Below are 20,679 nucleotides of genomic sequence, written 5' to 3'. Positions count from 1 at the left end.
GCCCTATCAGTCCAGCCACACATAGCCCGCGAGCCGACCGGTGGTGCGGTCGCGGCGGTACGAGAAGTGATCGTCCGACTCCAGCGTGCACACCGGCGACTGCTCCCGGTCGCGCACCCCGAGCCGTTCCAGCTGGGTGTGCACTCCGGCGCTCACGTCGACCGCGGGCGTGCCCCAGCTCGTCTCGGCGTGCGCCGCCGGCTCCACGGCGGCCACCTCGGCGCGCATCGCCTCCGGCACCTCGTAGCACCGGCCGCACACCGCGGGTCCGGTGCGGGCGACGATGCGGGCGGGGTCGGCGCCGAGGCCGGTCATGGCGCGCACGGCGGCGGGGACCACCCCGGCGACCAGTCCGGGCCGTCCGGCGTGGGCCGCGGCGATCACACCGGCCACCGGGTCGGCGAGCAGCACCGGCACGCAGTCGGCGGTGAGGACGGCGAGCGCGAGCCCCCGCCGGGTGGTGACCACCGCGTCGGTCTCGGGGACCGGCTTGTCTCCCCAGGGTTCGTCGACGACGGTGACGGCGGCGCCGTGCACCTGGTTCATCCACACCACCCGGGCCGGGTCCACACCGAGAGACTTCGCGGCCAGTTCGCGGTTGGTGCGGACGGCATCGGGGGCGTCGCCGACCGCGCCGCCGAGATTGAGCTCCTCATACGGAGCGGCGCTCACCCCGCCCCACCGGTCGGTGAAGGCGAAGTGCGCGCCGCTCACGTGTCCGCGCTGTCCTATCACTTCAGGAAGTCCGGTACGTCCAGTTCCTCGGCCGCGCTGTCCGTGTAGGTCCGCGACGGCGGGACCGGCGGCTGGGGCGCCGGCAGGTCCGCCACGGGCTCCGGGGTGACCGGCTCGGTCTCCTCCTTCGGCGTGACGCTGCCGAGCGAGCCGAAGGACGGACGGCTCTCGGAGGGCCGCGACGGGGCCGGCTCCTCGCGCTTGGCGGAGGCCGATCCGACCACGTTCTCGCGGCGGGAGGGCGGCTGGCCGCCGTCGAAGCCGGCGGCGATCACGGTCACCCGGACCTCGTCGCCTAGGGCGTCGTCGATGACCGCGCCGAAGATGATGTTGGCCTCGGGGTGGGCTGCCTCGCTGACCAGCTGGGCGGCCTCGTTGATCTCGAACAGACCGAGGTCGGAGCCGCCGGAGATGGACAGCAGGACCCCGCGGGCACCGTCGATGGAGGCCTCAAGCAGCGGCGAGGAGATCGCCATCTCGGCGGCGGCCACCGCGCGGTCGTCGCCGCGGGCCGAGCCGATGCCCATCAGGGCCGAACCCGCCTCGGACATGACCGACTTGACGTCGGCGAAGTCGAGGTTGATCAGGCCGGGCGTGGTGATCAGGTCGGTGATGCCCTGGACACCGGAGAGCAGGACCTGGTCCGCCGACTTGAAGGCGTCGAGGACGGAGACCTGGCGGTCCGAGATGGACAGCAGCCGGTCGTTGGGGATGACGATGAGGGTGTCGACCTCTTCACGGAGCTCGGCGATGCCGTCCTCGGCCTGGTTGGCGCGGCGCCGCCCCTCGAAGGTGAACGGGCGCGTGACCACACCGATGGTGAGGGCACCGAGCGAGCGGGCGATGTTGGCCACGACGGGCGCGCCGCCGGTGCCGGTGCCGCCGCCTTCACCGGCTGTCACGAAGACCATGTCGGCCCCCTTGAGGACCTCCTCGATCTCCTCTCGGTGGTCCTCGGCGGCCTTGCGGCCCACGGCCGGGTTGGCTCCGGCGCCGAGTCCGCGGGTGAGTTCACGGCCGACGTCGAGCTTGACGTCGGCGTCGCTCATCAACAGAGCTTGCGCGTCGGTGTTGATGGCGATGAACTCGACGCCCTTGAGACCGACCTCGATCATCCGGTTGATGGCATTGACACCACCGCCGCCGACACCGATGACTTTGATGACTGCGAGGTAGTTCTGCGGTGCTGCCACGTCGAAGGCCTCTCGCCTCGAGTTACGTGTCGCCGCCTCGCGGCCTTGCCGCGGTGCGACGACTGATGCCGAATGGGACGGTCCGTATCGCCGACCCGAACCCTAACGTTGAAGTTTAGGGTTACCAGTGTGTCTGTTCCCTGGAGTCTTCTGAACAGGACAGTAAGTCGACAAGTGGCGCACGTTCAACGAACACGCCGAACCTCCCGTTTTTCTTTTCACCCTATGTGATCAGGCGTAGCGCTGCCCAACCAGGGTGCTGGCCTGCGCTGATGCCCGTCAACTCCCTGATGACGCAGGGGCGGTGGGAACGCTGACGTCGAAGTGCCGCGCGCGGGGCGCCGCTTTCATCAGCGCGGTGAGCGTACGGCCCTTTGCCGCACCCGCCTCGCTGCTTCCCCAGGCGATTGTGCGGCCGTCCTTCAGCTCCAGCGAGATGTCGTCGTAGGAACGGACCTTGACGGTGCGGGTGAGGCGGGCGACGGGGCCCGGAACGGCGCCGGCGACCCGCACCGCCTCGCGCACCAGCCGGGCCTCGCCGAAGCGGCGCAGGCTCGCGGCGGCGGAACCGCTTCGGGAGAGGTCCAATTCCAGAGTCGGAACGCCTTCCGGGGCCCGGGAAACCGTGGCGAATCGGACGCCCTCATCGTCCACTTCGATGAACTTTCCGCCTTTTTGCACCAGCAGAACCGGAGTGCGCTCCGTCACTTTCAGCGTGATTCCATGAGGCCAGGAACGCTCCACGTCCACCGTGTCAATTCGGGGCAATTTCCGGCTGACACGTGACGCGACGGCGTCGGTGTCCACGGAAATCAACGGCTTCCCCAGCGGCACGTCGGCCGCCTCGCGCACCTGCTCCGCTGTGAGGATCCGGGTGCCGGAGACGGACACCTTCTCGGCGCGGACGAGATCGGAGCCGTACAGCAGCCAGAAGGCGCCGCTGCCCAGGAAGGCGAGGGCGATGGCCAGGACGACGATCGTACGGAGGTGCCGCCGCAGCAGGGGCGGCGGGCCGGACGACTCCTGCCGGCGTTCACCGCGCGGCGTCCGCTCCTCGGTCGTCGGTCCGGCCACCGTTCCTGCCCTTCGTCATAGACCCCTAGCGGTGCGCACGGGCGGCGATCGCCTCGTACACCATGCCGACCAGCAGCTCGTCGGCGTCCCGGCGGCCGAACTCGGCGGCGGCGCGGGACATCTCGTACAGCCGGTGCGGGTCGGCCAGCACGGGCAGGACGTTCTGCTGCACCCACTGCGGGGAGAGGTCGGCGTCGTCGACCAGCAGACCGCCGCCGGCCTTGACCACCGGCTGTGCGTTGAGCCGCTGCTCGCCGTTGCCGATGGGCAGCGGGACATAGGCGGCCGGCAGTCCGACGGCGGAGAGTTCGGCGACGGTCATCGCGCCCGCGCGGCAGAGCATCATGTCGGCCGCGGCGTACGCGAGGTCCATCCGGTCCAGGTAATGTACCGGGACATAAGGGGGCATTCCCGGCATCTGCTGCACCTGCGGCAGTTCGTTCTTCTTGCCGACCGCGTGCAGGATCTGGATGCCGGCCTGCTGCAGCCACGGCGCGACCTGCTGGACCACCTCGTTGAGCCGGCGGGCGCCCTGCGAGCCGCCGGTGACCAGCAGCGTGGGCAGGTTGGGGTCCAGACCGAAGGCGGCGCGCGCCTCGGGGCGCATCGCGGCCCGGTCCAGGGTGGCGATGGAGCGGCGCAGCGGGATGCCGACGTAGCGCGCGTTGCGCAGCTTGCTGTCGGGCGTGGAGACGGCGACCTGGGCCGCGTACCGGGAGCCGATCTTGTTGGCCAGGCCCGGGCGGGCGTTGGCCTCGTGCACGACGATCGGGACGCCGAGCCGCTTGGCGGCGAGGTAGCCGGGCAGGGCGACATAGCCGCCGAAGCCGACCACGACGTCCGCCTTGGTGCGCTCCAGGATCTGCTCGGTGGCCTTGATGGTGCCGCGCAGCCGCCCCGGCACGGTGATCAGCTCGGGGGTGGGCTTGCGTGGCAGCGGCACGGCGGGGATCAGCGCCAGCTCGTACCCGCGCTGGGGTACGAGTTCCGTCTCGAGGCCGCGCTCCGTGCCCAGGGCCGTGATGCCCACAGTCGGATCCTGCCTGCGCAGGGCGTCCGCGAGGGCGAGCGCGGGCTCGATGTGGCCCGCGGTTCCTCCGCCGGCGAGTACGACATGCACCGAAATTCACCGCTCTCCGGACGTACGCGCCGCCGTGGCGCGCCGTCGCATCGTGTTCCATCTCCGGGGCCGTCGAGAACCCCCGTTCCGCTTTTTACCAAAGCGGGGTTGCCGCATCGCAAGCGCCGCCCGCGCAGCGGGCTCGTCACGCGCGAAGGCGATCAGCAGCCCGATGGCGAACATGGTCGGCAGCAGGGCGGATCCCCCGTAGGAGAACAGCGGGAGCGGGACACCGGCGATCGGCAGCAGACCGAGCACCGCACCGATGTTGATCACGGCCTGGGCCGTGATCCAGGTGGTCACGCCTCCCGCGGCATACCTGACGAAGGGGTCCTCCGTGCGTCCGGCCACGCGGATACCCGCATAGCCTAGAGCGGCGAAGAGAGCGAGCACCGACAGCGTCCCCGCCAGGCCCAGTTCCTCACCGGTGACGGCGAAGATGAAGTCGGTGTGGGCTTCCGGGAGTTGGCCCCATTTCTCCACACTCGCACCGAGTCCGGAGCCGAAGATTCCGCCGGAGGCGAGGGCGTAGATCCCGTGCACGGCCTGCCAGCAGTCCACCGGTCCCGACTGGGGTTCGGTGGCGCCCAGGCAGGCCAGGCGGGCCATGCGGTTGGGGCTGGTGCGGATCAGGACGGCGCCGATCAGACCGGCGACGGCGAGCACCCCGACGAACAGCCGGGTGGGCGCCCCGGCCAGCCACAGCAGGCCGAAGAGGATCGCGGTGACGATGATCGCGGTGCCCATGTCGCCGCCGAGCATGATCAGCCCGAGCAGCATGAAGGCGGCCGGCACCAGCGGCACCAGCATGTGCTTCCACTGGGTCAGCAGCCGCCGCTCCTGTTTGCGGGCGAGCAGATCGGCGCCCCACAGCACCAGAGCCAGCTTGCCGAACTCGCTGGGCTGGAGCTGGAAGGAGCCGCCGACGGCGATCCAGTTCTGGTTGCCGTTGACCGCGACTCCTATCCCCGGCACCTGCACCAGCGCCATCAGGCCGACGGCGCCCGCCAGGATGGGGTAGGCGAGCGCCCGGTGCAGCCGGACCGGCATCCGGGAGGCCACCAGCAGCAGCGCACAGCCGATCACGGCGGCCAGCAGCTGCTTGCGGAAGAAGTACGAGCCGGGCAGCGACATCTGCAGCGCGGTGATCTGGGAGGCCGAGTAGACCATCACCAGGCCGAGCACGGTGATCAGCGCGCTGCCGCCGAGGATCAGGTAGTACGCGGTCAGCGGCCGGTCCCAGGCCCGGCGCAGCCTCGTGACCAGGCCGAGGGCCGGGTTCTCGCGCGGCAGGCGGGTGGCCCGCTGCACGGGCGGGCGTGAGGTACGGCTACCGGACATCCCGGCCTCCTCGGCAGGCCGGACAGCGCCTCGACGGTCCCACGCGTCCCTCCCAAGGTCGCCCGGCGCAGGCGTCCGGGTCAGGCGCCGAGTTCGCGCACCGCCTGTGCGAACGCCTCACCGCGCCGGTTGTAGTTGGCGAACATGTCCATCGAGGCGCAGGCCGGGGCCAGCAGGACCGTGTCACCGGGCCGTGCGAGCCGCTTCGCCTCCTGGACAGCCTGGAGCATCGCCCCAGTGTCGGTCCGCTCGAGGTCCACGACGGGTACTTCCGGGGCGTGTCGCGCGAGGGCTTCGCGGATCAGGGCACGGTCGGCGCCGATCAGCACCGCACCGCGCAGGCGCTTCGCGGACTTGGCGACCAGCTCGTCGAAGGTCGCGCCCTTCGCCAGGCCGCCCGCAATCCATACGATCTTTTCGTATGCCGCCAACGAGGCTTCCGCGGCATGGGTGTTGGTGGCCTTGGAGTCGTCCACGTAGGAGACACCGTCGATGTCGGCCACGTGCGCGATCCGGTGGGCGTCCGGAGTGAAGGACCGCAGCCCCTCGCGCACGGCCGCGGCGGGCACACCGAAGGCGCGGGCGAGCGCCGCGGCGGCCAGCGCGTTGGCGATGTTGTGCGGGGCCGGCGGGCGGACGTCGGAGACCTGGGCCAGCTCCTGGGCGTTCTTGTGCCGGTTCTCCACGAAGGCGCGGTCGACCAGCAGGTCGTCCACGACGCCGAGTTGGGAGGGGCCGGGGGTGCCGAGGGTGAAGCCGATGGCGCGGCAGCCCTCCTCCACGTCGGCCTCGCGCACCAGGTCCTCGGTGGCCTTGTCGGCCACGTTGTAGACGCAGGCGACCCGGTTGCCCTCGTAGATGCGGCCCTTGGCGGCGGCGTAGGCCTCCATGGAGCCGTGCCAGTCGAGGTGGTCGGGGGCGAGGTTGAGCACGGCGGCGGAGTGGGCGCGCAGCGAGGGCGCCCAGTGGAGCTGGTAGCTGGACAGCTCCACGGCGAGCACGTCGTACTGCTCCTCGCCCAGCACCGCGTCCAGCAGGGAGACGCCGATGTTGCCGACGGCCGCGGTGCGCAGGCCGGCCGCCTGCAGGATGGCGGCGAGCATCTGGACGGTGGTGGTCTTGCCGTTGGTGCCGGTGACCGCGAGCCAGGGGGCGGCGTCCGGCTTGCGCAGCCGCCAGGCGAGTTCGACATCGCCCCAGACGGGGACCCCGGCCGCCCCGGCCGCCGCGAAGAGCGGCTTGTCCGGCTTCCAGCCGGGGGCGGTGACGATCAGTTCGGTGCCCTCGGGCAGGCTGTCGCCGTCGCCGAGGCGCACGGTGACACCGAGCGCCTCGAGCCCGGCGGCCTGTTCGCGGGCGCGGTCGTCGTCGCCGTCGTTGACGACGGTGACCTGCGCGCCGAGGCCGTGCAGCACCTTGGCCGCCGGGACGCCGGAGACACCGAGCCCGGCGACGGTGATGCGCTTGCCCTGGAAGTCCCCAGTCACCGAGGAGGTCACTTTTCCGCTGCCCATCCCGCATAGAAGAGGCCCAGTCCGACGATCACACAGATGCCCTGGATGATCCAGAAGCGGACCACCACAAGGACCTCGGACCAGCCTTTGAGTTCGAAGTGATGCTGGAGCGGCGCCATCCGGAAGACCCGCTTCCCGGTGAGCCGGAAGGAGCCGACCTGGATGACCACCGACATGGTGATGAGGACGAACAGGCCACCCAGGATGGCGAGCAGCAGCTCGGTGCGCGAGCAGATCGCCAGACCGGCGAGCACACCGCCGAGCGCCAGCGAACCGGTGTCGCCCATGAAGATCTTGGCGGGCGAGGTGTTCCACCACAGGAAGCCGAGGCAGGCGCCCATCAGGGCGGAGGAGACCACGGCGAGGTCGAGCGGGTCGCGCACCTCGAAGCAGGCGTTCGGGTTGGTCAGGGTCTCGCCGTTGGCGCAGGACTCCTGGAACTGCCAGACGCCGATGAAGGTGTAGGCGCCGAAGACGAGGACCGAGGCGCCGGTGGCCAGACCGTCCAGACCGTCGGTGAGGTTCACGCCGTTCGACATGGCGAGGATCATGAACAGCGCCCAGACGACGAACAGCACCGGGCCGATCGTCCAGCCGAAGTCCGTGATGAACGACAGCTTCGTGGAGGCGGGGGTCTGCCCGCGGGCGTCCGCGAACTGCAGGGAGAGCACGGCGAAGGCGATGCCGACGATCAGCTGGCCGGCCATCTTCGCCTTGGCCCGCAGGCCCAGCGAACGCCGCTTGACGATCTTGATGTAGTCGTCCAGGAAGCCGACCATGCCCATGCCGACCATCAGGCCCAGCACCAGCAGACCCGAGTAGGTCGGGGTGTAGCCGGTGATCACCTTGGACAGGAAGTAGGCGGCGACCGTGGCCAGGATGAAGGCGATGCCGCCCATGGTCGGCGTACCGCGCTTGCTGGCGTGCTCGCGCGGCCCGTCGTCGCGGATGTACTGGCCGTAGCCCTTGCGGGCCAGGAGCTTGATCAGCAGGGGGGTGCCGATCAGTGTCAGGAAGAGGCCAATGACTCCTGCGAACAGGATCTGCTTCATCATCGGGCGGCGACCTCACCCTCGGCACCGGTCTCGAGCAGCGCCTGCGCCACGCTCTCGAGCCCGACCGAACGGGACGCCTTCACGAGTACGACGTCCCCCGGGCGCAGCTCGCTGCGCAGCAGGTCGACCGCCGCCTGTGCGTCGGACACGTGCACCGACTCCTCACCCCACGAACCCTCGTTGTATGCGCCCAGTTGCAGCCAGGCGGCTTCCCTGCCGCCGACCGCGACGAGCCTGCTGACGTTGAGCCGGACGGCGAGCCGTCCGACCGCGTCGTGCTCGGCGAGCGCCTCGTCCCCGAGCTCGGCCATCTTGCCGAGCACCGCCCACGTCCGGCGCCCCTTGCCCATCGCCGCCAGCGCACGCAGGGCGGCCCGCATGGACTCGGGGTTCGCGTTGTAGGCGTCGTTGACGACCGTCACGCCGTCCGGGCGCTCGGTGACCTCCATCCGCCAGCGGGAGAGGGAGCCCGCCTCGGAGAGCGCGAGGGCGATCTCGTCTGCGGACATGCCCAACTCGTGGGCGACGGCGGCCGCGGCGAGCGCGTTCGACACGTGATGCTCACCGTACAGGCGCATGGTCACATCGCTTGCACCGGAGGGTGTGTGAAGCCTGAAGGAGGGCTGTCCGCTGTCCGTGAGTCGCACGTTCTCGGCCCGAACGTCCGCTTCGCCGGACTCCCCGAAGAAGATCACCTTCGCCTTCGTTCGGGCGGCCATGGCCCGCACATAGGGGTCGTCGGCGTTGAGGATCGCCGCGCCGCCGTCCTCGGCGGACGGGAGCGCCTCGACGAGCTCGCCCTTGGCCTGCGCGATCTGCTCGCGCCCGCCGAACTCGCCGATGTGCGCGGAGCCGACGTTGAGGACCAGGCCGATCCGCGGCGGGGTGAGCTCGGCGAGGTACTTGATGTGGCCGAGGCCGCGGGCACCCATCTCCAGGACGAGGTACCGGGTCTCCTCGGTGGCGCTGAGCGCGGTCAGCGGCAGGCCGATCTCGTTGTTGAGCGAGCCGGGGGTGAAGACGGTCGGCGCCTTGCGCCGGAGCACCTGGGCGACGAGGTCCTTGGTGCTGGTCTTTCCGGCCGAGCCGGTGAGCGCGACGAGGGTGGTGCCGAGGCGCCGTACGACGTGGCGGGCGAGGGCGCCGAGGGCGGACTGCACGTCGTCGACGACGATCGCGGGCACGCCCACCGGCCGCGAGGCGAGCACGGCGGCCGCGCCCGCCTCGACGACCTGGGCCGCGAAGTCGTGGCCGTCGGCGCGCTCGCCGACGAAGGCGACGAAGAGGCTGCCCGGACCCGCCTCCCGCGAGTCCCGGACGACCGGCCCGGTGACCTGCACGGACGGATCCGGTATGTCGTGCGTCTGCCCGCCGACGACTTCTGCGATCTCGGCGAGGGAGAGGGCGATCACAAGTTCATCCCTGGGTCTTCTGGATTGCTTCGCGAAGCACCTGGCGGTCGTCGAAGGGACGCACCACCCCGGCGATGTCCTGCCCCTGCTCGTGGCCCTTGCCGGCGACCAGCACGGTGTCACCGGGCTGCGCCCGGGCGACGGCGGCGGCGATCGCGGCGGCCCGGTCCTCGAAGACCTGTACCTCGCCGCGCTCGTGGGCGGGCACCGAGGCCGCGCCCTGGAGCATGGTGGCGAGGATCGCGAGCGGGTCCTCGGAGCGGGGGTTGTCCGATGTCAGTACGGCGGTGTCGGCGAGCCGGGCCGCGGCGGCGCCCATCGGGGCGCGCTTGGTCCGGTCCCGGTCCCCGCCGCAGCCGAGCACCACGTGCACCTTGCCCTCGGTGACCTTGCGCAGGGCGCGGAGCACGGACTCGACGGCGTCGGTCTTGTGGGCGTAGTCGACGACCGCGAGATACGGCTGGCCCACGTCGACCCGCTCCAGGCGGCCCGGCACACCGGGGACGGCGGCGACGCCGTCGGCGGCGGACTGCGGGTCGAGTCCGGCCGCGGCGAGCGCCACGATCGCGGCCAGGGTGTTGGCCACGTTGAAGGGGCCCGGCAGCGGCGAGCGGGCGGTGATCCGCTCGTCCTTGGGGCCGATCACGGTGAAGGCCGAGTCCACCGTGCCGACCTCGACGTCCTCGGCGCGCCAGTCGGCGTCCGGGTGGCCCTCGGCGGAGTAGGTGACGACCGGGACTCCGGCCTCCTTGACCAGGCGGCGGCCGTACTCGTCGTCGATGTTGACCACGCCGAGCCTGCTGCGTTTCGGCGTGAACAGCTGCGCCTTGGCCCGGAAGTAGTCCTCCATGTCGGAGTGGAACTCCATGTGCTCCGGGCTGAGGTTGGTGAAGACGGCGATGTCGAAGACGCAGCCGTCGACCCGGCCGAGGACCAGGGCGTGGCTGGAGACCTCCATGGCGACCGCCTCGGTGCCGCGTTCGCGCATCACGGCGAACAGGGCCTGCAGGTCGGTGGCCTCGGGGGTGGTGCGCTCGGACTTGATCCGCTCGTCGCCGATGCGCATCTCGACGGTGCCGATCAGCCCCGTGCTGCGGGCGGTCCGCAGTCCGCCCTCGACGAGGTAGGCGGTGGTGGTCTTGCCGGAGGTGCCGGTGATGCCGATCTGCAGCAGGTCGCGGCCGGGGTGGCCGTAGATCGTGGCGGCCAGCTCGCCCATCCGCCCCCGCGGGTCGTCGGCCACCAGCACGGGCAGGCCGGTCGCGGCGGCGCGTTCGGCGCCGGACGGGTCGGTGAGCACGGCGGCCGCACCGAGGCCGGCGGCCTGGGCGACGAAGTCGGCGCCGTGCGCGCGGGCGCCCGGCAGGGCGGCGTACAGGTCGCCGGGGCGGACGGCGCGCGAGTCGTGGGTGATGCCCGTGACCTCGGCGGTCTGCTCCGGTGCGGGGGCACCCAGCAGGCCGGCGAGCTCCGCGAGGGGTGTCGGGGATACCCGTTCCGGCCTGGGCGGTCCCGGATATGTCACGGGGTGGCCCTTCTGGGTGGTTTGGGACTGATCAGCGTGTGGCACGGCGGTGAGCGTACCCGGCGTCACCGCCCCGGGGCGAAGCGAGGGGGTGGAGCCGCCGGAGTTCCCGGGGTGCGGGGAGGTCGTCGTCACGAGGTGGTTCCTGGGGGCGTCGTCGGTCAGGGCTTGAAGGTGACCGGGTAGTTCGCGGGCTTCGCCCCGGTCGGGGGGACCTGCAGGGTCTTCAGGGCGAACTCCATGACCTGCTTGTACACCGGTCCGCAGATCTGGCCGCCGAAGTAGCTGCCCTTGGTGGCGTTCTGGATGACGCAGTAGACGGTGACCCGGGGCTTGTCGGCGGGCGCGAAGCCGGCGAAGGAGGAGGTGTATCCGCGGTACTTCCCGGTGGCCGGATCCACGCGGTTCGCCGTACCCGTCTTGCCCGCGACCCGGTAGCCGGGGATGCGCGCCTTGGTGCCGGTGCCCTCCTCGTCGTCCACCACCGACTCCAGCATCCGGGCGAGCGTCTTCGCCGTCCTCTCGCTGATCACCCGCCTCTTCTCGGGCTCCGGGGCGGGTGTGAAGGTCCCGTCGGGTCCCTCGGTGCCGCGCACCAGGGTGGGCTCGATGCGCACGCCGCCGTTGGCGATGGTCGAGTAGACGGAGGCGGCCTGCATCGCGTTGATGGACACGCCCTGGCCGAAAGGAATCGTGTACTGCTGCGAGGTCGACCACTGCCCGGGCGGCGCCAGGATGCCCTTGGTCTCGCCCGGGAAGCCCAGTCCGGTGGGGCCGCCGAGGCCGAAGCGGCGCAGGTAGTCGTAGAGCACCTTGTTGGCGGCGGACTGGGTCCTGCCGAGCTGGCCGGTGGCCAGGATGGTGCCGATGTTGCTGGACTTGGCGAGCACCCCGTTGAGGGTCAGGTACCAGGTGGGGTGGTCGACGTCGTCCTTGAAGAGGCGGTCGCCGCGGTGCAGCCGGTTGGGCACCACGACATGGGTGAGCGGGGTGGCGGCGTTCTCCTCGAGCACGGCCGCCATCGACAGCACCTTGGCGGTGGAGCCGGGCTCGTAGGCGTCCTGGAGGGCCGCGTTGCCGAGCGCGTCCGGGTCGGCCTCGGAGAGGTTGTTCGGGTCAAAACCGGGCGCGTTGGCCATGGCGAGGACCTCACCGGTGCGGGTGTCCTGCACGATCACATAGCCGCGGTCGGCCCGGGACTTGGCCACCTGCTTGCTGATGGCGTTCTGCGCGGCCCACTGGATGTCGCGGTCGATGGTGAGCTCGACGTCGCTGCCGGGCACCGCCGGGGTCTCGGTGGAGTCGGCGGTGGGCACCAGCCGGCCTCCCGACTGGGCGTAGCGGATCTTGCCGTCCTTGCCGGTGAGCTTCTTGTCCAGCTGGAGCTCGATGCCGCCGCCGCCCCGGCCGGAGGCGTTGACCCAGCCCAGTATCCCGGCGGCCAGCTCGTTGTTGGGGTACACCCGCTTGGTGGTGGGCACGGAGAAGACGCCGGAGAGCACGTTGACGGCGGACTTGTCGCTCTCCGCCTTCTTGGCCAGCGCGGACTTCAGGTCCTTGATCTGCTTCCAGACCTGCGGGGTCTGCCGGCCGGCCAGTTTGACGTAGCGCAGCCCCTTGTTCTCCGGGCGGAGCTTGGCGACCAGCTTCTCCTCGCTCTGGCCGAGGATCGGGGCGAGCAGGGCGGCGGCCTGCTCCGGAGCGTCGCCGGTCTTCATCTGCTCCGGGGTGAACATGGTGGGGTCGGCGGTGATGTCGTAGGCGTCCACGCTGGTCGCCAGGGCCACCCCGTTGCGGTCGGTGATCTCGCCGCGCTCGGCGGCGAGCACCTGGCCGACATAGCGGTTCTGCGCCGCCTTGGCGGCGTAGGTACTGGCGTCGACGGCCTGCACCTGGAACAGGCGGATCACGAAGGCGATCAGGACGAGGGTCAGGGCCAGGCCGACCAGGCGCAGCCGGGGACGCGGGCTGCCCAGCCCGATGGTGCGCGGGGCCGGGCGGGGCGGTCCCGGGCGGCGGGCGGGGCGGGCGCCGGGCCCGGGGCGCCGCTCGCCCGGGCGGACGGGCCTGGCGGGTCCGGGTACGCGGCGGCGCGGCGCTTCCCTGTCGGACACTTCCGTCACCTGCCGGGGGTCGTCGCGGGGGCGGGGATGGTGGGGCCGGCCTTGAGGGCCGGGGGTGTCGCCGTGGCCAGCGCCTCGGGCGGCAGGACCATCGGGACGGGGGCGCCCGGGGCGGGCTCGGGGACGCCCTTGACCTTGCCGTCGGGGCCGAGGAAGGCGGGGTCGCCGCCGGGCACCATGCCCAGTTCCTCGGCGCGGCGCTGGAGGGCGTCGGGGGCGGAGTAGGCGTCGATGTCCCGCTGCAGGGACTGTTCCTCGTCGGTGAGGTTCTTGGTCTCGCGCTGGAGGTCGCCGAGCTCGAAGGCGCCCTCGCTGAGCGCGGAGTTCAGCACCAGGAGCCCGATGAGACCGCCGCCGAGGAGCAGGACGACGAGGAGGACGAACGGGGTGCGGGCCGCCTGGGCGCCTCCGGAGGGGATGAGCCGCGCGAGACGGGCCGCCCTCCCCTTCAGTTCGGGTTTCCTGGTCACTCACGCTCCCTGAGTCGTCACACAGCTCCGCCGGGTCCGCCCCGCTCAGTCGTCGGCGTCCTCCCTGATGCGCTGGGCGGCGCGCAGCCGGGCGGGGGCCGCCCGCCGGTTCTCGGCGATCTCCTCCTCGGTGGGAAGTTCGGCACCGCGCGTGAGCAGCTTGAGCCGGGGCTGGTAGCGCTCGGGGACCACGGGCAGCCCGGGGGGCGCGGTGGTGGCGGCGCCCGCCGCGAACACCTGCTTGACCAGCCGGTCCTCCAGCGAGTGGTACGACAGCACGGCGATCCGTCCGTCCACGGCGAGCGCCTTCACGGCGGCCGGGATCGCCCGCTCCAGCACGGCGAGTTCGCCGTTGACCTCGATCCTGAGGGCCTGGAAGGTGCGCTTGGCCGGGTTGCCGCCGGTGCGCTTGGCGGCCTGGGGCAGCGCGTCGCGGATGAGCTCGACCAGGCGGGCGCTGGTGGTGAACGGCTCCTTCTCGCGCTCGCGGACGATCGCGGCCACGATGCGCCGGGCCTGCTTCTCCTCGCCGTAGGCGCGCAGGATGCGGACGAGTTCGCCGGGCGGGTAGGTGTTGAGGACCTCGGCGGCGCTGATGCCGGTCGTCTGGTCCATGCGCATGTCGAGCGGGGCGTCCTGGGCGTAGGCGAAGCCGCGGTCGGCCTCGTCGAGCTGCATGGACGACACCCCGAGGTCGAACAGGACGCCCTGCACGCGCGGGACGCCGAGCCGGTCGAGCACCTCGGGCAGCTCGTCGTAGACGGCGTGCACCAGGGTGGCGCGCTCGCCGTAGGGGGCGAGGCGTTCGCCGGACAGGCGCAGGGCCTCCTTGTCGCGGTCCAGGGCGACGAGGCGGACCTCGGGGAAGCGTTTGAGCAGCGCCTCGCTGTGGCCGCCGAGGCCGAGGGTGCAGTCGACGACGACCGCTCCGGGCCGCTCCAGGGCGGGCGCCAGCAGGTCCAGGCACCGCTGGAGCATCACCGGGACGTGTCGACTCTGGCTCAAGGGGCCCTCTCATATCCGGCGCGACGCCGACGCAGGGCCGGGCCACTCGCCCCTGTCCCGGAAGGGGGCGGCCTGCCGGCGCCTGGGGCGTCGGCAGGCCGGGCGCGGGAGGAGGCCGAGCCGTACGTACGCGCCGCGCACGCGGGGGGATCTCCGGGCGCGGCCCGGGTATCCGGGGAGATCAGTGCAGCGGGGAGTCTCGCCTCCCGCTTCGCGTCACTTTAGTCCACCGCGGGGCCCGGTCAATCAACCGGCCTGCGCGTCGCGGCCCCGCGCACGGCGGGACCGGGAGGGCGGGGCGGGACGCAACCGCGGGGCGCGGGAAACACCCGGAAGACGGAGCTCACACCACTCGTGTGGGTTCCGTCACAGCGCGAGATGATGACACTCTTTGTCCCGGCTTTGTCCCGACTTCACAGCGAGCCGGGCGCAGGGGTGACCAGTACCGTCAGGAGGTATGACGACTTCTGCATCGGTTCCTGCGAACCGCGCGAGCACATCCCCCGGCGGCCGCGCGGTCACCGATCGTCTGATCGAGGCCAACCGGGAGTACGCCGACGTCTTCACCGACCCGGGGATGGACGCCCGGCCGGTGCTGCGGGTGGCGATCGTGGCCTGCATGGACGCCCGCCTGGACCTGCATGCCGCGCTGGGTCTGGAGCTCGGCGACTGTCACACCATCCGCAACGCGGGCGGTGTGGTCACCGACGACGTGATCCGCTCACTGACCATCAGCCAGCGCGCGCTGGGCACCCGCAGCGTGGTGCTGATCCATCACACCGACTGCGGTCTGGAGTCGCTCACCGAGGAGTTCCGGCACGAGCTGGAGATGGAGGTGGGCCAGCGTCCCGCCTGGGCGGTGGAGGCGTTCCGGGACGTCGACCAGGACGTGCGGCAGTCCATGCAGCGGGTGCGGACCTCGCCGTTCCTGCTGCACACCGACGACGTGCGCGGGTTCGTGTTCGATGTGAAGACCGGTCTGCTGCGCGAGATCGACCCCGCCTGACCTGCCCGCCCGTCCGGGAGCGGCCCGATCCCCCGGGTTTCACAAACGTCGTAAGATCCGACATATCGCCGTCAGTTGTCCACAGGCGAGTGACACGAATCGGTAACGGCAGCAAGAATGCGGGGGTGGCGCCACGCGAAGCTTTTCGCGTGGGGCACACGTGAATTCGGGGTGGGCCGGTCCGCACTGCAAGCGTCGGCCCGGGAAACATGGGGTCCTCCGCTCGACAAGGAGCGCGGGGAAAGGCCGAGGAGGGCCGGGTGACGACCTATGACGATCGAGCGAGCCTCACTGATCTGACCGCCGTCGCGGAGCGCGTGCGGAGTTCGGTGGAGGGCGTGATCGAGGGCAAGCCCGAGGTCGTACGGCTCTCGCTGACCGTACTGCTCGCCGAGGGGCATCTGCTCATCGAGGATGTCCCGGGAGTCGGCAAGACGATGCTGGCGAAGGCACTGGCGCGGTCGATCGACTGCTCGGTGCGGCGCATCCAGTTCACACCGGACCTGCTGCCCTCGGACATCACCGGTGTGTCCATCTGGGACCAGCAGCGCCGCGACTTCGAGTTCAAGCCGGGCGCGATCTTCGCGCAGGTGGTGATCGGCGACGAGATCAACCGCGCCTCGCCGAAGACGCAGTCCGCGCTCCTGGAGTCCATGGAGGAGCGCCAGGTCACCATCGACGGCCAGACCTACGAGCTGCCCAGCCCGTTCATGGTGGTGGCCACGCAGAACCCGGTCGAGATGGAGGGCACCTATCCGCTGCCCGAGGCCCAGCGCGACCGCTTCATGGCCCGTGTCTCGGTCGGCTACCCGAGCGCCGAGGCCGAGCTGCAGATGCTGGACGTGCACGGCGGCGTCTCCCCGCTGGAGGACCTCCAGCCGGTGGCGCACGCGCACGAGATCCTCAAGCTGATCGAGGCGGTGCGCGGCGTCCATGTGGCCGAGCCGGTGCGCCGGTACGCGGTGGACCTGGTCGGCGCCACCCGCACCCACCCGGAGCTCAGACTCGGCGCCTCCCCGCGCGCCACGCTGCATCTGCTGCGCGCGGCGAAGGCGGCCGCGGCGCTCAGCGGCCGGGACTACGCGCTGCCGGACGACGTGCAGGCGCTCGCCGTGGCCGTGCTGGCGCACCGGCTGCTGCCCACCGCCCAGGCCCAGCTCAACCGCCGTACCGCCGAGCAGGTCGTGCACGACATCCTGCAGCGCACCCCGGTGCCCGCGGCGGCCCCGCAGCAGACCGCGTTCGGCGTGGGCGGCCGGGGCGCAGCCTTCGGCCCGCAGCCGCCGCGGAGGCTGTGATGACCACCGCGGGTGCGGTCCACACCGAGGGCGCCGACGGCGACAGGGGCGGACTGCGCACGGCACTGGCCGGGCTCACCACCCGCGGGCGCTCGTTCCTGGCCGCCGGTGTGGCCGCCGCGATCTGCGCCTATGTCCTCGGCCAGAGCGATCTGCTGCGGGTCGGCCTGCTGCTCGCGGTGCTGCCGCTGGTGTGCGCGGTCGTGCTCTACCGCACCCGCTACCGGGTGGCCGGCAGCCGCCGGCTCTCCCCCGCGCGGGTGCCGGCCGGCAGCGAGGCCCGGGTGCATCTGCGGATGGACAACATCTCCCGGCTGCCCACCGGGCTGCTGATGCTGCAGGACCGGGTGCCCTATGTGCTCGGCCCCCGGCCGCGCTTCGTGCTGGACCGGGTGGAGCCCGGCGGGCGGCGCGAGGTGTCCTACCGGGTCCGCTCGGACCTGCGCGGCCGCTATCCGCTGGGGCCGCTGCAGCTGCGGCTTTCGGACCCGTTCGGGATGTGTGAGCTGACCCGCTCCTTCTCCACGTACGACACCCTCACCGTGATCCCGCGCGTGGAGCCGCTGCCGCCGGTGCGGCTGAGCGGCGAGGCCAAGGGCTACGGGGACGGGCGCCAGCGGGCGCTGGCGCTGGCCGGCGAGGACGACGTGATCCCGCGCGGCTACCGCTACGGCGACGACCTGCGCCGGGTGCACTGGCGCTCCACCGCGCGCTACGGCGAGCTGATGGTGCGCCGCGAGGAGCAGCCGCAGCGGGCCCGCTGCACCGTGCTGCTGGACACCCGGGCCGTCGCCTACCAGGGCGCCGGCCCGGACTCGGCCTTCGAGTGGGCGGTCTCCGGTGCGGCCTCCGTGCTGGTGCACATGCTGGAGCGGGGCTTCTCGGTACGGCTGCTGACCGACACCGGCCAGGTGGTGCCGGGCGAGGGCTCCGACGGCTTCGCGGGGGCGAACCAGGAGTCCGCGGACGCGGCCGGGCTGATGATGGACACCCTGGCGGTCGTGGACCACTCCGACGGGGCGGGCCTGTCGCGCGCCTACGACGTGCTGCGCGGCGGGAACGAGGGGCTGCTGGTGGCGTTCCTCGGGGATCTCGACGAGGAGCAGGCCGCGGTGCTGGGGCGGATGCGGCAGCGCAGCGGGGGCGCGCTCGCCTTCCTGCTGGACAGCGCCTCGTGGATGCGGGACGCGGCCCAGGCGCCCGGCGGCCCGGACCGCGGCGGTGATCAGCTGCGGCTGCTGCGCGAGGCGGGCTGGACGGCCCTGGCGGCACCGCGGGGCGCGTCGCTGAACGAGCTGTGGCGGCAGGCCGAGCAGGAGCGTTCGGGGCTGGCCGCGGCGAGCGGTGGGGAGGGACGCTCATGAGCGGGCGGGTACGGCTGACGCTGGCCGCGTGGCTGGCCACGCTGCTGGCGGCGAGCGCGCTGCTGCCCCTGGTCAAGCCCGCCACCTGGATCATCCAGGCGGCGCTCCTGCTCGCCGTGCAGGCGGGTGTGGGCGCCGCGGCCCGGCGGGTGCCGCTGGCGCGCCCGCTGACGGTGGCGGCGCAGGCGCTGGTGACGCTGCTGCTGGTGACCGTGGTGTTCGCCCGGGAGCAGGCCCTCGCCGGTGTGCTGCCCGGCCCGGACGCCTTCCGGTTCCTCGCCGGGCTGCTGGAGCAGGGCGGCGAGGACGTCAGCCGGTACGCGATACCGGCGCCGCTGACCGACGGCATCCGGCTGATGCTGATCGGCGGGGTGCTGACCATCGGGCTGCTGGTGGACACCCTCGCGGTGACCTTCCGCAGCGCGGCCCCGGCGGGGCTTCCGCTGCTCGCCCTGTACTCGGTGGCGGCCGGTCTGTCCGACGGCGGCAGCGACTGGGTGTGGTTCCTGCTGGCGGCAGTCGGCTATCTGATGCTGCTGCTGGCCGAGGGCCGCGACCGGCTCTCGGCGTGGGGGCGGGTCTTCAGCGGCACGGCGCGCGGGCCGGGTGAGCCGGCCGGGCCGACCGCTCCGGTGCGTACCGGCCGGCGGATCGGGGTGCTGGCGCTGGGCATCGCCCTGGTGGTGCCGCTCGGCCTGCCCGCGATGAACGGCGGGCTGCTGGACCCGGCGGGCGCCGGCGTCGGCCCGGGCGCCGGCCGGGGCGGCACCATCTCCGCGGTGAACCCGCTGGTGTCGCTGCGCGACTCGCTGAATGTGGACGAGGACCGCCAGGTGATGTCGGTGCGCACCGAGATCGAGAACCTCTCGGACCTGTACCTGCGCATCGTGTCCCTGGACGACTTCGACGGCACCACCTGGAAGCCGTCGAAGCGGTCGATCACCACGGTGCCCGACGGCGCCTTCCCGACCCCGGCGGGCCTCGGGCCTGACGTCACGCGCAAGGAGTTCGCGACCACCATCTCGACCGCCGAGTGGTACGGGCAGGACTGGCTGCCGATGCCGTACCCGCCGAGCGGCGTGGACATCCGGGGCAACTGGCGCTACGAGCCGATCGGCATGACGCTGGTCGGCGACCACGGCCAGAACACCCGGGGCCTGACCTACTCGGTGCGCGGCCTGGACGTGCGGCCGACGGCGAAGCAGCTGGCCGACGCCCCGGCGCCGCCGCCCGCGCTGCGCCGCGAGTACACCGAGCTGCCGGACTCGCTGCCCTCGGTGGTCTCCCGCACCGCCCGCGAGGTCACCCAGGACGCGAAGACCCCCTACGACCAGGCGGTCAAGCTCCAGGACTGGTTCGCGGTGACCGGCGGCTTCGAGTACGACACCCAGGTGGACGTCGGCAGCGGCTCGCGGGCGATCGCCCGTTTCCTGCGGGACAAGCAGGGCTTCTGCGTGCACTTCTCCTTCGCCATGGCGTCGATGGCCCGCTCCCTGGGCATCCCGGCCCGGGTGGCGGTGGGCTTCGCGCCGGGCACCCCGCAGGCCGACGGCACCGTGTCGGTGGGGCTGCGCGACGCGCACGCCTGGCCGGAGCTGTACTTCGAGGGGGTCGGCTGGACCCGCTTCGAGCCCACTCCCACCCGCGGCTCCATCCCCGCCTACACGGTCCCGGACACCTCCGACCGCCAGCTGCCGGACCCGGCCCGGCCGTCGGCCCAGGAGTCCTCATCTGCGCCCTCGGCGGCCCCCTCGCAGAGCGAGAGCTGCCCGGTGGAGCAGCGGAAGCTGGACGGCGGCTGCCCCAGCGAGTCGGCGCAGGCCGCGCTGCCCGGTGACGGGGACGGCCCGAAGTGGTACGCGCTGCTGGTGTGGGCGCTGGCCGGGCTGGCCGCGCTGGCGGTGCCCCTGGCGCCGCTGCTGTGGCGGCTGCGCACACGCGCGGTGCGCCTGGGTGCGCACGGCCGCTCGGACGCGGACGCGGCGCCGCACATCCTGGCCGTCTGGGACGAGCTGATCGACACGGCGTGGGACTTCGGCATCCTGCCGGACGAGTCGCTCACCCCGCGCAAGGCGGCCGCCCGGATCGTGCGGCTGGGCCGTCTCGACGAGGCCGCCGCGGCCTCGGTGCACCGGGTGGCCGACGCGGTGGAGCAGGTGCTGTACGCCCCGCACCCCCGCCCGGTGGCGGGACTCGCGGAGGACGTCCGCCGGGTGATCGCCGGGCTGCGCTCCACGGCCGGCCGGGGCACCCGCCTGCGCGCGCTCTTCGCCCCGCGCTCCACGGCACGGGTGAGCTGGGCGGTGTCCTCCTGGTGGGCCGGCGTCCGGGCGCGGGCGGCGGCGCTGCGGCCCGCGTGGCTCAGCAGGCCCATCTGGCGCCGCCCGTCGCGGCATCAGGGCTGAGAGCGGGAGCCGCCGCCGGGGGGCGCCGCCCTCGGCGGC

The 20,679-nt window shown here is 72.3% G+C and carries 16 protein-coding genes; 4 read left to right on the top strand and 12 right to left on the bottom strand.

Features of this window, described 5'->3' with window-relative positions; translation table 11 throughout:
* Positions 1–6: 6 nt before the first annotated feature.
* The 12 genes from pgeF to rsmH all read right to left on the bottom strand — a co-directional run bounded on the left by pgeF (position 7) and on the right by rsmH (position 14,567).
* Positions 7–735, bottom strand: coding sequence for a peptidoglycan editing factor PgeF (gene pgeF / locus ABD198_RS10220; RefSeq protein WP_343999586.1), 729 nt, complete (start codon positions 733–735; stop codon positions 7–9).
* On the bottom strand, positions 732–1,928 hold the full coding sequence (gene ftsZ / locus ABD198_RS10215) for a cell division protein FtsZ (RefSeq protein WP_343999584.1): 1,197 nt from the start codon (positions 1,926–1,928) through the stop codon (positions 732–734). Before ftsZ ends, pgeF begins: the two co-directional genes overlap by 4 nt.
* Before the next feature lie 279 nt (positions 1,929–2,207).
* Entirely contained in the window at positions 2,208–3,002 is a 795-nt protein-coding gene (locus ABD198_RS10210) for a cell division protein FtsQ/DivIB (protein WP_343999582.1), read from the bottom strand.
* Between the two features lie 25 nt (positions 3,003–3,027).
* Positions 3,028–4,122 carry an undecaprenyldiphospho-muramoylpentapeptide beta-N-acetylglucosaminyltransferase gene (gene murG, locus ABD198_RS10205; RefSeq protein ID WP_167994687.1) on the bottom strand — a complete coding sequence of 365 codons (1,095 nt, stop codon included), beginning with the start codon at positions 4,120–4,122 and terminating at the stop codon, positions 3,028–3,030.
* 6 nt (positions 4,123–4,128) lie between these two features.
* Entirely contained in the window at positions 4,129–5,463 is a 1,335-nt protein-coding gene (gene ftsW, locus ABD198_RS10200) for a putative lipid II flippase FtsW (protein ID WP_343999579.1), read from the bottom strand.
* Positions 5,464–5,543: 80 nt separating this feature from the next.
* Entirely contained in the window at positions 5,544–6,977 is a 1,434-nt protein-coding gene (gene murD / locus ABD198_RS10195; protein ID WP_343999577.1) for a UDP-N-acetylmuramoyl-L-alanine--D-glutamate ligase, read from the bottom strand.
* Complete coding sequence (mraY, locus tag ABD198_RS10190; protein ID WP_343999720.1) at positions 6,959–8,029, bottom strand: phospho-N-acetylmuramoyl-pentapeptide-transferase; 1,071 nt, start codon at positions 8,027–8,029, stop codon at positions 6,959–6,961. The genes murD and mraY overlap by 19 nt, the downstream gene beginning before the upstream one ends.
* Positions 8,029–9,444 (bottom strand): UDP-N-acetylmuramoyl-tripeptide--D-alanyl-D-alanine ligase, encoded by a 1,416-nt coding sequence (locus ABD198_RS10185; protein ID WP_343999575.1) that lies wholly within the window; start codon positions 9,442–9,444, stop codon positions 8,029–8,031. The genes mraY and ABD198_RS10185 overlap by 1 nt, the downstream gene beginning before the upstream one ends.
* A 4-nt stretch (positions 9,445–9,448) precedes the next feature.
* Positions 9,449–10,969 (bottom strand): UDP-N-acetylmuramoyl-L-alanyl-D-glutamate--2,6-diaminopimelate ligase, encoded by a 1,521-nt coding sequence (locus tag ABD198_RS10180; protein ID WP_343999573.1) that lies wholly within the window; start codon positions 10,967–10,969, stop codon positions 9,449–9,451.
* A 161-nt stretch (positions 10,970–11,130) separates the two neighbouring features.
* The gene (locus ABD198_RS10175; RefSeq protein ID WP_343999571.1) at positions 11,131–13,083 is read right to left on the bottom strand and encodes a peptidoglycan D,D-transpeptidase FtsI family protein; all 1,953 of its coding nucleotides are present in this window, start codon (positions 13,081–13,083) and stop codon (positions 11,131–11,133) included.
* 5 nt (positions 13,084–13,088) lie between these two features.
* Entirely contained in the window at positions 13,089–13,562 is a 474-nt protein-coding gene (gene ftsL / locus ABD198_RS10170; RefSeq protein ID WP_343999569.1) for a cell division protein FtsL, read from the bottom strand.
* A 45-nt stretch (positions 13,563–13,607) separates the two neighbouring features.
* Positions 13,608–14,567, bottom strand: coding sequence for a 16S rRNA (cytosine(1402)-N(4))-methyltransferase RsmH (rsmH, locus tag ABD198_RS10165; RefSeq protein WP_343999567.1), 960 nt, complete (start codon positions 14,565–14,567; stop codon positions 13,608–13,610).
* A gap of 457 nt (positions 14,568–15,024) precedes the next feature.
* On the opposite strand from rsmH, the gene ABD198_RS10160 reads away from it, so the two are divergent.
* The 4 genes from ABD198_RS10160 to ABD198_RS10145 all read left to right on the top strand — a co-directional run bounded on the left by ABD198_RS10160 (position 15,025) and on the right by ABD198_RS10145 (position 20,640).
* Positions 15,025–15,573: a beta-class carbonic anhydrase gene (locus ABD198_RS10160; protein ID WP_343999565.1), complete on the top strand. Its 549-nt coding sequence runs from the start codon at positions 15,025–15,027 to the stop codon at positions 15,571–15,573.
* Between the two features lie 260 nt (positions 15,574–15,833).
* A complete protein-coding gene (locus ABD198_RS10155) occupies positions 15,834–16,871 on the top strand; it encodes an AAA family ATPase (protein ID WP_343999563.1) in 1,038 nt (345 codons plus the stop codon).
* On the top strand, positions 16,871–18,235 hold the full coding sequence (locus ABD198_RS10150) for a DUF58 domain-containing protein (RefSeq protein ID WP_343999561.1): 1,365 nt from the start codon (positions 16,871–16,873) through the stop codon (positions 18,233–18,235). The genes ABD198_RS10155 and ABD198_RS10150 overlap by 1 nt, the downstream gene beginning before the upstream one ends.
* Entirely contained in the window at positions 18,232–20,640 is a 2,409-nt protein-coding gene (locus ABD198_RS10145; RefSeq protein WP_343999559.1) for a transglutaminase TgpA family protein, read from the top strand. The genes ABD198_RS10150 and ABD198_RS10145 overlap by 4 nt, the downstream gene beginning before the upstream one ends.
* Positions 20,641–20,679: the final 39 nt, after the last annotated feature.

It is taken from the genome of Streptomyces thermocarboxydovorans (assembly GCF_039524635.1).
Taxonomy (GTDB): domain Bacteria; phylum Actinomycetota; class Actinomycetes; order Streptomycetales; family Streptomycetaceae; genus Streptomyces; species Streptomyces thermocarboxydovorans.
Note: the sequence above shows the minus strand (reverse complement) of the source record. Positions and strands in the feature narration are given on the sequence as shown.